A 14,235-nucleotide genomic window follows, 5' to 3' on the forward strand; every position below is an offset into this window, starting at 1 on the left:
GGCCGCGAGCAAGACTGCTCCGGCAAAGAAGGCAGCGACGAAAAAGACCGCGACGAAAAAGACTGCATCGAAGAAGACCGCTTCGAAGAAGTCGACGGCCAGGAAGACGCCGGCGAAGAAGAGCGCCACGCGTGCGAGCAGCAAACGTGCCAGCAAGACGTCGTCCGCGCGCAAGGTCAGTACGCGGTAACAACGCCCGGCTGCCGCATGCTGCGCCGTGGCGCATGGCGGGCCTTCCTGATCGCTCAGGAACGTCCGCTGTAGGAGCGGCTTCAGCCGCGACGGGCGTTTCCGGGGAAAGCCCGTTGCGGCCGAAGTCGCTCATTGGGGGGGGGCTGGATTCGGCTTGTCGCGGAGGCCAGTGATTGGGGCGGCTTGCCGCCGCGTCGCGCGGCAACCGCCGCGTGCGCCCCTACAGCTCGGTGTACTTGGTGATGCGCCCCTTCGCGCGCTCCACCGGATACTTTGCGGCGTTGACCAGCATCTTGCGCTGCGCGGCCTCGATCGGGTCGATCTGCAGCTTGTCGCACAACTGCACCAGATACAGCAGCACGTCGGCGATCTCGCTGCCGACCTGCTGCTTTTTTTCTTCTGGAAGCTGCCGGCTTTGCGCATCGTCCAGCCATTGGAAATGTTCCAGCAGTTCCGCCGCTTCCACCGAGAGCGCCGCGGCAAGATTGCGCGGACTGTGGAACTGGCCCCAATCGCGGGCGTCGGCGAAGGCGCGCTGCGCGGTCTGCAGGTCGTGGAGGCTGTCGGGCATGGGCGTCGGCTCGCAGTGGGGACGGCGCATGGTAATGCAGCGGTGGCTCACGCACGCAGGGCATTGCCTGCAAGGCACACACCGCGGTCGCGACATCGGACTCACGGCATGGTCACCGACGATGCACGGCCTCGACGGCAACACTGCAGTCACGTATTCGCAGACGAAAGGAATGACCCATGCAAGCTTTGACCTATCACGGCACCCGGGATGTGCGCGTGGAAACCGTTCCCGATCCGGTGCTGGTCGAGACCGACGACATCATCCTGCGCGTCACCGCCACCGCGATCTGCGGCTCGGACCTGCATCTGTACCGCGGCAAGATCCCCGATCTGCACACCGGCGACGTGCTCGGGCACGAGTTCATGGGCGTGGTGGAGGAGGTCGGCCCGGACGTACAGCGGGTGAAGAAGGGCGACCGCGTGGTGATCCCGTTCGTGATCGCCTGCGGCGAGTGCTTCCATTGCCGCCTGACCGAATACGCCGCCTGCGAGACCACCAACACCGGCAAGGGCGCGGCGCTGAACCAGAAGGGCATCCGCCCGCCGGCGGCCCTGTTCGGCTACAGCCATCTGTACGGCGGCGTCGCCGGCGGCCAGGCCGAATACGTGCGCGTGCCCAAGGCCAATGTCGGCCCGCTGGTGGTGCCGGACGTGCTGCACGACGAACAGGTGCTGTTCCTCTCCGACATCCTGCCCACCGGCTACCAGGCCGCGGTGAATGCCGGCGTGCGCCAGGGCAGCACGGTGGCGATCTTCGGCGCCGGTCCGGTCGGGCTGATGACCGCCGCCTGCTGCCGGATGCTTGGCGCCGAGCGCATCTTCATGGTCGACCGCTACCCGTACCGGTTGGACTTCGCCCAGCGCACCTACGGGGTGATCCCGCTGAACTTCGAGGAGATCGACGACCCGGCCGACATCATCGTCGGCCAGACCGACGGCCGCGGCGTGGACGCCAGCATCGACGCGGTGGGCTTCGAGGCCAAGGGCAGCACGGTGGAGACGGTGATGGCCACGCTGAAGCTGGAAGGCAGCAGCGGCACCGCATTGCGCCAGTGCATCGCCGCCACGCGTCGCGGCGGCACCGTCAGCGTACCGGGCGTGTACGCCGGTTTCATCCATGGCTTCCTGTTCGGCGACGCCTTCGACAAGGGGCTGAGCTTCAAGATGGGCCAGACCCACGTGCAGCGTTTCATGCCCGAGCTGCTGGAGCACATCGGCGAGGGCCGGCTGCGCCCGAACGAGATCATCACCCATCGCCTGAGCCTGGCCGAGGCGGCGCAGGGCTATTCGATTTTTGACAAGAAGGAACAGGACTGCCGCAAGGTGATCCTGACGCCGTAAGCGCACGCAGCGCCATCGCTCCGCTGCACCGGTGGGGCGAGGGCAACGCACTGGCGATGAATGCTTCATGCGTGTGCACATCGCGGTGTGGTGCGCACACGCGGTGTGCGCGTGCACGCTGTTGTGATTGCCCACCGCCTTCGTTTCATCTCGGCCGCTTCGCATTGCAGCCTTCGGCAGTTTGCCTGGCGCGTTACCACAGAGGATTCGCTTGACCGAACTGCGTTCCCCCACCGCCCTTGGCGATGCCGCCGACCTGCGCGGCGCCGCGCTGCATGCGCTGGCGCGCTACCCACGCTTGCCGCTGCCTGGCGGCGGCGACACGCTCGACCGCTGGCGCATCCTGGCCGAGATCGCTGCGGTCGACGTGTGCTTGGCCAAGGTGCTGGAAGCGCATTACGACGCGCAGGCGATCCTTGCCGAACTCGGCGCGCCGGCACCGCCGCCCGGGCAGCTGTTCGCGGTGTGGGCGGCAGAGGCGCCGGACGCGCGCCTGGCCTACCGTGGCGATGCGCAACGCGGCGAGGTGCTTGGCCGCAAGGCCTGGTGTTCCGGCGCCGGCATCGTCGACCAGGCGCTCATCACCGCGCACGATGCGGAGCGGCAGCAGTTGGTACAGGTGCAACTGCGCCAGCCGGGCATCGCCATCGACGCACAGGCCTGGGCCGCGGTCGGCATGGCCCGCGTGGTCAGCGGGCCGGCGACCTTCGATGCCGTGCCGGCGCTGGCGGTGGGTGCGCCGGGCCAATACCTGCAACGTCCCGGGTTCTGGCACGGCGGCGCCGGGATCGCGGCCTGCTGGTACGGCGCCGCGAGCGCGGTGGCCGAGCGCCTGCGCGCGCATCCGAAGCTGCAGCGCGACGCGCATGCGGCGATGCACCTGGGCGTGATCGACCAGCAACTGGGCGCCGCGCGCGCACTGCTGCGCGAATTGGCGGTCGCGATCGATGCCGCACCCGAGCAGGCGCATCGGCACGCGGTGGTCCGGCTGCGTTCGTTCGTGGAGCGCGCCGCCACCGAGGTGCTCGATCGCGTCGGCCGTGCGCTCGGCCCGGCGCCGCTGTGCAGCGACCGCGAACACGCCATGCGCTGCGCGGATCTGGCCGTGTTCGTGCGGCAGAGCCATGCCGAGCACGACTGGGCCGCACTCGGCCAGGCCCTGGGCGAGCAGGAGCGGCCATGGCGGCTGTGAGCGCGCCGCCGCCGCAGATCCATGGCGACGGCACGCCCGAGTCGGCGTGGCAGCGGTCGGCGTGGCTGGCCGCGTTGCCGCAGCGCCCGATCGAGGACCTGCTCGCGGGCGCAGCGCGGTTGCTGGTGGTGTCGCCGCATCCGGACGACGAGGCGCTGGGCTGTGGCGGCGCGATCGCCTGCGCGCGCCGGCTCGGCGTCCCCGTGCAATTGATTGCGGTGACCGACGGCGAAGCCTGCTATCCGCACGATCCGTACTGGACGCCGCAGCGCCTGCGCACGGTGCGTCGCGCCGAACTCGCCGCGGCCATGGCCTGCTTGGGCGTCGATCCTTCCGCGATCCACCACCTTGGTCTCGCCGATGGCGAGGTCGGCGCCCAGGAGACGATGCTGTCCGAACGCCTGCATGCGCAGTTGCATGTCGGCGACCTGGTGCTGACCACCTGGCACCGCGATGGCCATCCCGACCACGAGGCCAGCGCTCGCGCGGTGGGGCAGGCCGTCGCCGCCGTCGCCGCACGGCTGCTCGAGTTCCCGGTCTGGGCCTGGCATTGGCTGCGGGCCGACATGGCGCCACAGGCCCTGCACGGCGCCGTCCGCTATGCCTTGAACGATGCCGACTGGCAGGCCAAGCAGGACGCGCTGCAGTGCTTCGCCTCGCAACTGGGCACCGCGCAGCCAACGGTGCCGGCGCCGATCCTGCCGCCGCAGATCCTGCAACGGTTCGCACGCCGCTTCGAGGTCTTTGTCGCATGAGTTCGGTCCAGGCCTATTTCGGCGCCCTCTACCGCGACGACGATCCGTTCGGCTATCGCGAGCGCTGGTACGAGGCGCGCAAACGCGCGTTGCTGCTGGCCAGCCTGCCGCGCGCACGCTTCGCGCGTGCCTGGGAGGTCGGCTGCTCCAACGGCGAACTGACCGCGGCCCTGGCGCCGCGCTGCGATGCGTTGCTCGCCACCGACCTCTCCGAGCGCGCGGTGGCCCTGGCCGCGCAGCGCAATGCCGGCGCGGCGCACGTGCAGGTGCAACAGGCCGAGCATCCGCGCACCTGGCCGCCGGGCCGTTTCGACCTGATCGTATTCAGCGAGGTCGGCTACTACCTGCCGTTGCCGCAGTTGCAGGAGTGCGCGCAGCGGCTGCGCGCCTCGCTGAGCGAGCAGGGTGTGCTGGTCGCCTGCCATTGGTTGCACCCGTTCGCCGAGGCCTGCATGGAAGGACGCGCGGTGCACGCCTGCCTGGCGCAGCGCCTGGAGCTGCCGCGGCTGTTGCGCTACGAGGACGAGGACGTGGTGCTCGAAGCCTGGAGCGCCACGCCGTATTCGGTGGCCGCGGCGGAGCGCCTGCGGTGATCGCGGTGCTGATCCCGGCGCACAACGAGGAAGCGCTGATCGGCGCCTGCCTGCGCTCGGTGGCGCTGGCGGCGCAATGCGCCGGCCTGCATGGCGAGCCGGTGCAGGTGTTCGTCGCCCTGGACCGCTGCAGCGACGGCACCGCCGGCATCGTCGCCGCGCATGGGGCGCACGCCATTGCGCTGCACAGCGGCAATGTCGGCAGCGCGCGGGCGGCGGCGGCGCAGGCGGCGCTGGCCGCCGGCGCGCGCTGGCTGGCCTGTACCGACGCGGACTCGGTGGTGCCGGCGAACTGGCTGTCGGCGCAGCTGGACTGCGCCAGCGATGCGTTCTGCGGCATCGTCACGGTGAACGACTGGGCCGACTACGACATCACGGTGCGCGATGCCTACCTGGCAGGCGAGTGCCGTACCGATGGTCACCCGCACGTGCATGGCGCCAACCTCGGCCTCAGCGCCGAGCTGTACGTGCGCTGTGGCGGCTTCCTGCCGCTGGCCGCGCACGAGGACGTGGCGCTGGTGGAGGCGCTGGTGCGCGCGCAGGCGCGGATCGCCCGTCGCGCGCAGCCGGTGGTGGTCACCAGTGCGCGGCGCGCGGCGCGTGCCTGCGGTGGCTTCAGCGACTATCTCAAGCAGATGGAGCGCCGCCTAGCCGCTGCGCTGCTGCCGGCGGCCGACGGCGACGTGCTGGCCTGAGCGCGCGCCGATTCATGCGGCAACGGGGCAGGTGATGGGCGCGGGTTATCTGACGGGCCGACCACCGTTGCGGTCGGGTACCGCAGGGGCAGGATGCCTCGCGGTGGCACCGCAGTGCAGCATCGTCGCTGCGGTGGTGCTCCCCTGACCGGGGTCGTCGGCCAGTACAGCAGAGGCCCATCGGGCGCCTGTCAGCCGTCCGTCGTCAGCACGTGAAAATTTCACGCCTGCTTCACGCGGGGTGGCTGTAGACACACCGCCCCCGGGTTCGGGATAAGTTTTTGCCGCTGCGCCTGCCAACCGCCCGCGCAGGAGCCGCTCACCGGCTTCTTGTCAAGCCTGTGACATTCATTTTTCTTCTGAATCAATCACTTGGTTGTCTGGAGGAAGTGAGGGCAGCCGAGCGCCGTTGTCCACAGGGGGTGTGGATTAGTTCTGCATAAGGGTGTGGATAAGGCCGATCCCGGCCCGTGACACAACAGTGTCAAGAGGGGTGGCGAAAAATTGACCAGGCGATTTTCGGGCCGCCAATGGGGTGGCCTGAGAGCCCCTCGTCGGGCGGATCTGGGGGCGGGGGTGGGTGATCACAGGCGCCGGATCGCGGCGCCTCGCGTCAGCTGTTCTGGCGACATGACAATCCTGGTGCATGCGCTGGTGCGCGACCATTGCCCGACGTCATGGCTGGCACGCATGGTGGCATCAGGGGCCTTCCAGATGGCTGGCTACCGTCGTCCTGATGCACCGTGTCGCATGCGGCGAGGGCGCTCCGCAACCCCCGGTGACAGGCGCCGCCGTGGCACCACTGCGTGGCGCCACGGCGATTTGCCGTGCCTGCTCAGGCGAGCAAACGCAGCTTCGGCTCGCGGCTCCACTGGCGGGTCTTGGCCGCGGTCACGAAGTCCTTGCTGTCGCTGGCCTCGACCACCCCGGCATCCTTCTGCACGTTGCCGGCCTTCAGCAGCGGCTGCGCGCCGGCGTCGGCGGCGATCGCCTTGAGGTGGGCGAAAGCGTTGCTGACGAAGTCGATGGCCGCCGACTCCTTGCTCAGCCGCTTGCCGGCCTCGGCCGACAGCACCACCGCCACCGCGTCGAACACGAACGAGGGTGTACCGGCCAGTTGGCCGTCGGCGGCCAGGCGCTTGCCGTCGCTGAGGACGGCGCCACCCAGCTTGGGCGCGACGATCTTGACCGCCGCGCCGGCGTCGGTGGCGGCCTTGCGCAGGTCGCGCACCAGTTTCGCGTCCGAGCCCTCGTCGATCAGGATGCCGATCGCGCGGCCCTGCAGGGTCGGCTTCATGCGGCCGATGAGCTGCAGCGCCGGCGACAGCGGCAGGTCCTGCGGCGAGACCGCGGCAGGAGGCGCCGGCGGCAGTGCGTCCAGGCCGAGGCCGTCGGCGACGCGCTGCGCCAGCTTGGGATCGACGTGGCGCAGGTGCCCGACCACGGCCTCGCGCACGTGCGCGGTGTCGACCTTGGACAGTTCGAACACCAGCGCCGAGGCGACGTGCGCCTGTTCCGGCGGCGTCTGGCTGCGGTAGAACAGCCGCGCCTGGCTGTAGTGGTCGGCGAAGCTCTCGGCACGCACGCGGCCCTTGGCGCCGTCGTCGGGCTGGGTGCGGTGGCTGACGAAGCCGCGCGCGGTCTCGCGCGGGCTGTCGGCCTGCAGCGAGCTGGGTTCGTAGGCGACGCGGCCCTTGGGCACGCCCATCTGCATGTGGCCGTCGCGCTGCATGTTGGCGAACGGGCACTTCGGCGCATTGATCGGCAACTGGTGGAAGTTGGGTCCGCCCAGGCGGCTGAGCTGGGTGTCCAGGTACGAGAACAGACGACCCTGCAGCAGCGGGTCGTTGGAGAAGTCGATGCCGGGCACGATGTTGGCCGGGCAGTACGCCACCTGCTCGGTCTCGGCGAAGAAGTTGTCCGGCCAGCGGTCCAGCACCATGCGCCCGACGATCTGCAGCGGCACCAGTTCTTCCGGAATCAGCTTGGTGGCGTCGAGATGGTCGAACGGGAAGGCGTCGGCCTGCTCCTCGGTGAACAGTTGCACGCCCAGTTCCCACTCCGGGAAATCGCCGCGCTCGATCGCCTCGAACAGGTCGCGGCGGTGGAAGTCCGGATCGGCGCCGGCAAGCTTCACCGCCTCGTCCCAGATCGTGGACTGCAGGCCGAGCTTGGGCCGCCAGTGGAACTTGACGAAGGTGCTGCGCCCTTCCGCGTCGAGCAGGCGGAAGCTGTGGATGCCGAAGCCTTCCATCATGCGCAGCGAACGCGGGATGGTGCGGTCGCTCATCGCCCACATGATCATGTGCAGCGATTCGGGCATCAGCGAAACGAAGTCCCAGAACGTGTCGTGCGCGCTGGCCGCCTGCGGGAAGCCACGGTCCGGTTCCATCTTCACCGAGTGGATCAGATCGGGGAACTTCAGCGCGTCCTGGATGAAAAACACCGGGATGTTGTTGCCCACCAGGTCCCAGTTGCCTTCCTTGGTGTAGAACTTGACCGCGAAGCCGCGCACATCGCGCGGCGTGTCCACCGAGCCGGCGCCGCCGGCGACGGTGGAGAAGCGGGTGAACACCGGGGTCTTCACCCCGACCTCGGTGAGCAGCTTGGCGGTGGTGTACTTGGCCAGCGAGGCGGTCAGCTCGAAGTAGCCGTGTGCGGCGCTGCCGCGCGCGTGCACGATGCGCTCGGGAATGCGCTCGTGGTCGAAGTGGGTGATCTTCTCGCGCAGGATGAAGTCTTCCAGCAGCGTGGGCCCACGCGGCGTGGCGCGCAGCGAGTTCTGGTTGTCGGCGACCGGAATGCCCTGGTTGGTGGTCAGCGGCGGATGCGTGCCGCCGGCCTGCTGATGCAGTTCGTCGCCATGGCCGCGCTGGTCGGCGGGCGCGGCGGTGGAGGCGAGGGCGGTGGACGATGCGGGATCGCTGGGCGTGCGTTTGCGGCTGGCCATGGGGGTGCTCCGGTGCGTGGCGGAAGAGGCGTCGCAGTGGTGTGCCCGGTGCGTGAAGATACGGGCGCGGCGGAAGTCCCGATCCTGGGCGGCGCGGCGTGAACGAGCCGTGCAACGCGTTGCATCGCATGCACTTGTCTACTGCCGTGCGCGCGATGCGCAGGCATAAAAAAACCCAGCCTCGCGCACGAGGCTGGGTCTCGGATGCAGCGCCGAACGAGGGCGCGGCTCAGACCACCGCGTCTTCCTTGTACGCGTCCACCGGGATGCACGCGCACATCACGTTCTTGTCGCCGTATACGTTGTCCACGCGCGCCACCGGCGGCCAGTACTTCTGCTGCTTGAGCGTCGGCAGCGGGAACGCGGCCAGTTCGCGCGGGTAGGCGTGGGTCCACTCGCTGGCGGTGACCTGCGCGGCGGTGTGCGGGGCGTGCTTGAGCGGGTTGTCCTCGCGGTCCAGGCGGCCGTCCTCGATCGCGGCGATCTCTTCGCGGATCTGGATCATCGCGTCGATGAAGCGATCCAGCTCGTGCTGCGATTCGCTCTCGGTCGGCTCCACCATCAGCGTGCCGGCGACCGGGAAGCTCAACGTCGGCGCGTGGAAGCCGAAGTCGATCAGGCGCTTGGCGATGTCCTCGGCGCCGATGCCGCTGGTCTTCTCCAGCGGGCGCACGTCGAGGATGCACTCGTGCGCGACCAGGCCGTTGCGGCCGGTGTACAGCGTCTTGTAGTACGGCGCCAGGCGCTTGGCGATGTAGTTGGCGTTGAGCAGCGCGACCTGGGTGGCCTTACGCAGCCCGCTGTTGCCCATCATGGTGATGTACATCCAGCTGATCGGCAGGATCGAGGCCGAGCCGAAGCTGGCCGCCGAAACCATGCCGACGTCTCCTTCGCCGCCGAGCGTGCGCGGCAGGTACGGTGCCAGGTGCGCCTTCACCGCGCACGGGCCGACGCCGGGGCCGCCGCCGCCGTGCGGGATGCAGAAGGTCTTGTGCAGGTTCAGGTGCGACACGTCCGAGCCCCACTTGCCGGGCTTGGCCAGGCCGACCAGCGCGTTCATGTTGGCGCCGTCGGTGTAGACCTGGCCGCCGTGCGCGTGCACCGCTTCGCAGATCGCCACCACGTCTTCCTCGAACACGCCGTGGGTGGACGGGTAGGTGATCATCAGCGCGGCCAGCCGGTCCGAATACTTCTCGGCCTTGGCGCGGATGTCGGCGACGTCGACGTTGCCGTTGCCGTCGCACTTGGTCACCACCACGGTCATGCCGCACATCTGCGCCGAGGCCGGGTTGGTGCCGTGCGCCGATTCGGGGATCAGGCAGATGTCGCGATGGCCTTCGCCGCGGGCGCGGTGGTAGGCGCGGATCGCCAGCAGACCGGCGTACTCGCCCTGCGCGCCGGAGTTGGGCTGCAGGCTGACCGCGTCGTAGCCGGTGCATTCGACCAGCATCGCTTCCAGTTCGTCGATCAGTTGCTTGTAGCCGACGCTCTGCTCGGCCGGGGCCAGCGGATGGATCGCGCCGAACTGCGGCCAGGTCACCGGGATCATCTCGGCGGTGGCGTTGAGCTTCATGGTGCAGCTGCCCAGCGGGATCATGGTGCGATCCATCGCCAGGTCCTTGTCGGCCAGCGCGCGCATGTAGCGCAGCAGTTCGTGCTCGCTGTGGTGGGTGTTGAACACCGGATGCTGCAGGAACGCGCTGTGGCGCAGCAACTGCGGCGGCAGCGCGTCGGCGGTGGCGGCGTCGAGCGCGTCCACGTCGGCCTGGGCGCCGAACAGCTGCGCCAGCGCCACCACGTCGGCGCGGGTGGCGGTCTCGTCCAGGCTGATGCCCAGCGCCGCGCTGTCGATCGCGCGCAGGTTGATGCCGGCCGCGCGCGCCTTGGCGTGGATGGCCTCGGCATCGACGCCGGTGACGTGCAGGGTGTCGAAGAAGCGCTCGCCGACGGCGACGCCGGCGCCGCGCAGCGCCGCGGCGAGGATCGCGGCCAGGCGGTGGGTGCGGCGGGCGATGCGCACCAGGCCCTCGGGGCCGTGGTACACCGCGTACATCGAGGCCATCACCGCCAGCAGCACCTGCGCGGTGCAGATGTTGGAGGTGGCCTTCTCGCGGCGGATGTGCTGTTCGCGGGTCTGCAGGGTGAGGCGGTAGGCGGGGTTGCCGGCGGCGTCGATCGACACGCCGATCAGGCGGCCCGGCATCGAACGCTTGTAGGCGTCGCGGCAGGCCATGAACGCGGCATGCGGACCACCGAAGCCGAACGGCACGCCGAAGCGCTGCGAATTGCCGACGACGATGTCCGCGCCCCATTCGCCGGGGGCGGCGATCAGGGTCAGCGCGAGCAGGTCGGTGGCGACCGCGACCAGGCCGCCTTGCGCATGCACGGCGTCGGCCAGCGCCTTGTGGTCGCCGATGTGACCGAAACTGTCGGGGTATTGCAGCAGCACGCCGAAGCACTCGGCCTGCAGCGCTTCCTCCGGGGTGCCCACGCGCAGCACGATGCCCAGCGGCTCGGCGCGGGTGCGCAGCAGTTCCAGGGTCTGCGGATGCACCGCGTCGTGCACGAAGAAGGTGTCGGACCTGGACTTGGCCGAGCGCTTGGCCAGGGTCATCGCCTCGGCCGCGGCGGTGGCTTCGTCCAGCAGCGAGGCGTTGGCGATCTCCATGCCGGTGAGGTCGGCGCACATGGTCTGGAAGTTGATCAGCGCTTCCATGCGGCCCTGCGAGATCTCCGCCTGATACGGGGTGTAGGCGGTGTACCAGGCCGGGTTCTCGAGGATGTTGCGCAGGATCACCTTCGGCGTGTGGGTGCCGTAGTAGCCCTGGCCGATGAAGCTGCGGAACACGGTGTTCTTGTCGGCGATGGCGCGGATCTTGGCCAGCGCCTCCTCCTCGGTGACGGCGTCGGGCAGCGCCAGCGCGGCGGGCGACTTGATGTTGCCGGGCACGATGGCGTCGGTCATCGCCTCCAGCGAGTCGTGGCCGACGGTGCGCAGCATGTGCGCGATCTCGGCGTCGTTCGGGCCGATGTGGCGCTCGATGAAGGCCGAGTGGTGTTCGAGGTCGCGCAGCGAAGAGGTGTGAGACATGGCAGTCGTCCGGCTGAGGAAGGCACGAGGAGGCGGGGACGCGCGCAAGGCCGTCGTCGGACCGCAGCGGCGGGCACGATCGACGGGAAGCGCGCGTCTTCCCAATGCCCCTCTGTCCTTTTGCCTGAGAGTTTGGAAGCGGCGGCTGGCGCTGCGCTTCGTGCCCCTTCGGCGCCGGGTTTGACCGGTCTCTCCAGAGTCTTGGTGCGGGTGGTATCGGGCCTGAGCGATTACGGGCGTTTGCGCCTTCGGCAGCGGGTCGCCCCGCTTCTCCCACCTTGCTGCGCCGCGATTATAGCGTGGCCGGCGCCGCCTACGGCGGGCCGTTCGCCCCCACGCCAGGCTGAATGGGCAAGCCGCGGCGGCTGCGCGCCGGCGGCGGCTGCGCGTATCATGGCCGCACTCCCTTTTCTCGCGCCCGTCCATGCCGGACGGCGCCGTCGCGCGTGCGCCGGTCCTGCGGCCGCCGCGGCCGGCTTTTCAGGATGATCTCCCCATGACGCTCCCGTCCGTGTCCACGCGCCGCATGGCCCTGCTGCTGGCCGGGCTGGCGATGTTCGGCCCGTTCTCCATCGACACCATCTTCCCGGCGTTCCCGCAGCTGGCGCAGCGCCTGCACGCCGATCCGGTGGCGATCCAGCAGACGGTGAGCGTGTACCTGTTCGCCTACGCGGTGATGGGCCTAGCGCACGGACCGTTGTCCGACGCATTGGGGCGGCGGCGGGTGATCGTCAGCGGGTTGGTCGTGTTCATCCTAGCCTCGGCCGGCTGCGCGCTGTCGCGCGACCTGCCGACCCTGCTGGCGTTCCGCGCGCTGCAGGGCGTCTCGGCCGGGGTCGGCATGATCGTCGGCCGCGCGGTGATCCGCGATCTGTTCCACGGCGACGACGCGCAGCGGCTGATGAGCCAGGTGTCGATGATTTTCGGCATCGCCCCGGCGATCGCGCCGGTCATCGGCGGCTGGATCCTGGGCAGCGGCCGCGGCTGGCCGATGATCTTCTGGTTCCTGGTCGGCTTCTCCTCGCTGCTGCTGGTGGCGACCCTGCGCTGGATGCCGGAGACGCATCCGCCGCAGGCGCGCACGCCGCTGGCGCCGCGCACGCTGCTGCGCGACTACATCGGCATCGCGCTCAATCCGCGCTTCCAGCGCCTGGCCGCGGCCGGCGCGTTCAACTTCGGCGGAGTGTTCCTGTACATCGCCTCGGCGCCGGTGTTCATGATCGACCTGCTGGGCAAGACCGAGCGCGACTTCGCCTGGCTGTTCCTGCCCACCATCGGCGGCATGACCCTGGGCGCGTTCCTGTCCGGGCGCATGGCCGGGCGGTTCGGGCCGATGCGCCAGGTGCGCTTCGGTTTCGTCTGCTGCGGCCTGTCGATGGCCGGGAACATCGCCTACACGGCGCTGGCGCCGGCGATCGCGCTGCCGTGGGCGGTGCTGCCGATCTTCTTCGCCGGCCTGGGCACCGCGCTGATCTTCCCGATCCTGGCGCTGGCGGTGTTGGACATGTATCCGCGCCAGCGCGGGCTGGCCTCGTCGCTGCAGGCCTTCACCCAGTTGATGGTGACCGTGCTGGTGGCCGGGGTGCTGTCGCCGCTGCTCAGCGGCCATGCCCTGCACCTGGCGCTGGGCTCGGGCGCGTTCTTCCTGCTCGGCTGGGGCTTCTGGCGCTGGGAGCGGCGCAGCGGCAAGCGCCTGCCGCTGCCGGACGCGCAGGTGCCGCGGCTGGAACCGGCCGACCCGCTGTGAGCGGCGTCGCGGTTGGGCTATCGTCGTCGGGTCATCGTTGAGGAAACCGCATGTCCATCCAGTCCAAGCAGCGCCGCGATCTGCGCAAGAAGCTGGCCGAGCGCCTGCGCCACCGCGCCGAGGGCGCCGCGCCGGCCGCGCCCATCGAACCGCACGCGGAGTTGCGCGACCAGCAGCGCACGCTGCTGGCCGGCATCGTGCGCCGCGACGGCGAATGGGTGCTGGGCATGGACGGGCGCATCGCCGGCCAGAGCGAGAGCGCCGCGCAGGTGCTGTCGCTGATCATGCAGGCGGCGGAACTGCACGAGCGCGCCGGCACGCCGGTGCGGCTGATGTACTCGGACGCGCTGAAGGACGCCGCGCATGCCGACGCGCAGGCGCAGGGCCTGAGCTTCGACGAGTTCAAGACGCGCCACGCCCAGGTCATGCGTCGCGACGACGGCGCGGCGGCCCCGGCCTGAGGCCATGGGCCAGAGCGCGGGCCAGGCTGCGCAGGAAGCCGTGTCGCTGGCGCGGGTGCGGCGCCGCGACGGCATCGCCCTGATCCAGGCGCACCGCGCCAGCGTCGCCCTGCATCACCCCTGGACCTATCCGTTCACCGACGTGCCGGGGTTCGAGGCCTGGTACGCGCAGACCCTGGACGGCAGCAACATCGCGCTGCTGGCGCGCGAACGCAGCAGCGGCGCGCTCGCCGGCCTGTTCACCTTCAGCCAGGTGGTCGGCGGCTGTTTCCAGAGCGCTTATCTCGGCTACCACGCCATGGCCGGCTGCGAGGGCCGCGGGCTGATGACGCACGCGCTGCGCCTGTGCGTGGCCTATGCGTTCGCCGAACTGGGCCTGCACCGGGTGGAGGCCAACATCCAGCCGGACAACACCCGCTCGCTGGCCCTGGCGCAGCGCGCCGGCTTCCGCAGAGAAGGCTATTCGCCACGCTACTTGCGCATCGGTGGGATCTGGCGCGACCACGAGCGCTGGGCGCGGTTGGCCGACGACTGAGCGGTCGTATCGCGGTCGGCCTGGGCGGACTGGTGCGGACCTGGCTGCGCAAAACGGACGGTGACAGCGCCGCTGGCCGGCTCGGGACATACCGCGACGCAATGTCGGAG

At 69.8% G+C, this 14,235-nt stretch carries 11 protein-coding genes and 1 riboswitch; of the genes, 8 read left to right on the plus strand and 3 right to left on the minus strand.

Features of this window, described 5'->3' with window-relative positions:
- Window positions 1-412: 412 nt before the first annotated feature.
- Complete coding sequence (locus tag PG878_RS05290; protein ID WP_209029443.1) at window positions 413-763, minus strand: nucleotide pyrophosphohydrolase; 351 nt, start codon at window positions 761-763, stop codon at window positions 413-415.
- A gap of 179 nt (window positions 764-942) precedes the next feature.
- Between PG878_RS05290 and PG878_RS05295 the strand changes: the two genes are divergently transcribed.
- The 5 genes from PG878_RS05295 (at window position 943) to PG878_RS05315 (ending at window position 5,341) form a co-directional block, all read left to right on the plus strand.
- Window positions 943-2,106 carry a zinc-dependent alcohol dehydrogenase gene (locus tag PG878_RS05295; protein WP_010340268.1) on the plus strand — a complete coding sequence of 388 codons (1,164 nt, stop codon included), beginning with the start codon at window positions 943-945 and terminating at the stop codon, window positions 2,104-2,106.
- Between the two features lie 211 nt (window positions 2,107-2,317).
- Window positions 2,318-3,298: an acyl-CoA dehydrogenase gene (locus tag PG878_RS05300; protein ID WP_425510494.1), complete on the plus strand. Its 981-nt coding sequence runs from the start codon at window positions 2,318-2,320 to the stop codon at window positions 3,296-3,298.
- On the plus strand, window positions 3,286-4,053 hold the full coding sequence (locus tag PG878_RS05305; protein WP_209029444.1) for a PIG-L deacetylase family protein: 768 nt from the start codon (window positions 3,286-3,288) through the stop codon (window positions 4,051-4,053). The genes PG878_RS05300 and PG878_RS05305 overlap by 13 nt, the downstream gene beginning before the upstream one ends.
- Window positions 4,050-4,646 (plus strand): class I SAM-dependent DNA methyltransferase, encoded by a 597-nt coding sequence (locus PG878_RS05310; protein WP_209029445.1) that lies wholly within the window; start codon window positions 4,050-4,052, stop codon window positions 4,644-4,646. Before PG878_RS05305 ends, PG878_RS05310 begins: the two co-directional genes overlap by 4 nt.
- Entirely contained in the window at window positions 4,643-5,341 is a 699-nt protein-coding gene (locus tag PG878_RS05315) for a glycosyltransferase family 2 protein (RefSeq protein WP_209029446.1), read from the plus strand. Before PG878_RS05310 ends, PG878_RS05315 begins: the two co-directional genes overlap by 4 nt.
- Before the next feature lie 835 nt (window positions 5,342-6,176).
- Here the strand turns inward: PG878_RS05315 and PG878_RS05320 are convergent.
- Together PG878_RS05320 and gcvP are read right to left on the minus strand one after the other, a co-directional pair.
- On the minus strand, window positions 6,177-8,291 hold the full coding sequence (locus PG878_RS05320) for a catalase (RefSeq protein WP_209029447.1): 2,115 nt from the start codon (window positions 8,289-8,291) through the stop codon (window positions 6,177-6,179).
- A 229-nt stretch (window positions 8,292-8,520) separates the two neighbouring features.
- Window positions 8,521-11,382 carry an aminomethyl-transferring glycine dehydrogenase gene (gene gcvP / locus PG878_RS05325; protein WP_209029448.1) on the minus strand — a complete coding sequence of 954 codons (2,862 nt, stop codon included), beginning with the start codon at window positions 11,380-11,382 and terminating at the stop codon, window positions 8,521-8,523.
- A 102-nt stretch (window positions 11,383-11,484) separates the two neighbouring features.
- Window positions 11,485-11,589: riboswitch (glycine riboswitch) on the minus strand.
- A 289-nt stretch (window positions 11,590-11,878) separates the two neighbouring features.
- Between gcvP and PG878_RS05330 the strand changes: the two genes are divergently transcribed.
- Genes PG878_RS05330 through PG878_RS05340 form a run of 3 tightly spaced genes read left to right on the plus strand, consistent with a single transcriptional unit; the run spans window position 11,879 to window position 14,125 of the window.
- Window positions 11,879-13,129, plus strand: a complete 1,251-nt coding sequence (locus tag PG878_RS05330) for a multidrug effflux MFS transporter (protein WP_244663480.1) — start codon at window positions 11,879-11,881, stop codon at window positions 13,127-13,129.
- A 50-nt stretch (window positions 13,130-13,179) separates the two neighbouring features.
- Window positions 13,180-13,590, plus strand: a complete 411-nt coding sequence (locus PG878_RS05335) for a hypothetical protein (protein ID WP_048491498.1) — start codon at window positions 13,180-13,182, stop codon at window positions 13,588-13,590.
- A gap of 4 nt (window positions 13,591-13,594) precedes the next feature.
- A complete protein-coding gene (locus PG878_RS05340; RefSeq protein WP_209029449.1) occupies window positions 13,595-14,125 on the plus strand; it encodes a GNAT family N-acetyltransferase in 531 nt (176 codons plus the stop codon).
- Window positions 14,126-14,235: the final 110 nt, after the last annotated feature.

Source organism: Xanthomonas hawaiiensis (assembly GCF_031834635.1).
Lineage (GTDB): Bacteria > Pseudomonadota > Gammaproteobacteria > Xanthomonadales > Xanthomonadaceae > Xanthomonas_A > Xanthomonas_A sacchari.

What these genes read in the sequence shown, in the direction of transcription:
- PG878_RS05290 (WP_209029443.1), bottom strand. Translation starts at nt 763, where the DNA reads ATGCCCGACAGCCTCCACGACCTGCAGACCGCGCAGCGCGCCTTCGCC.
- PG878_RS05295 (WP_010340268.1), top strand. Translation starts at nt 943, where the DNA reads ATGCAAGCTTTGACCTATCACGGCACCCGGGATGTGCGCGTGGAAACC.
- PG878_RS05305 (WP_209029444.1), top strand. Translation starts at nt 3,286, where the DNA reads ATGGCGGCTGTGAGCGCGCCGCCGCCGCAGATCCATGGCGACGGCACG.
- PG878_RS05310 (WP_209029445.1), top strand. Translation starts at nt 4,050, where the DNA reads ATGAGTTCGGTCCAGGCCTATTTCGGCGCCCTCTACCGCGACGACGAT.
- PG878_RS05320 (WP_209029447.1), bottom strand. Translation starts at nt 8,291, where the DNA reads ATGGCCAGCCGCAAACGCACGCCCAGCGATCCCGCATCGTCCACCGCC.
- gcvP (WP_209029448.1), bottom strand. Translation starts at nt 11,382, where the DNA reads ATGTCTCACACCTCTTCGCTGCGCGACCTCGAACACCACTCGGCCTTC.
- PG878_RS05330 (WP_244663480.1), top strand. Translation starts at nt 11,879, where the DNA reads ATGACGCTCCCGTCCGTGTCCACGCGCCGCATGGCCCTGCTGCTGGCC.
- PG878_RS05335 (WP_048491498.1), top strand. Translation starts at nt 13,180, where the DNA reads ATGTCCATCCAGTCCAAGCAGCGCCGCGATCTGCGCAAGAAGCTGGCC.
- PG878_RS05340 (WP_209029449.1), top strand. Translation starts at nt 13,595, where the DNA reads ATGGGCCAGAGCGCGGGCCAGGCTGCGCAGGAAGCCGTGTCGCTGGCG.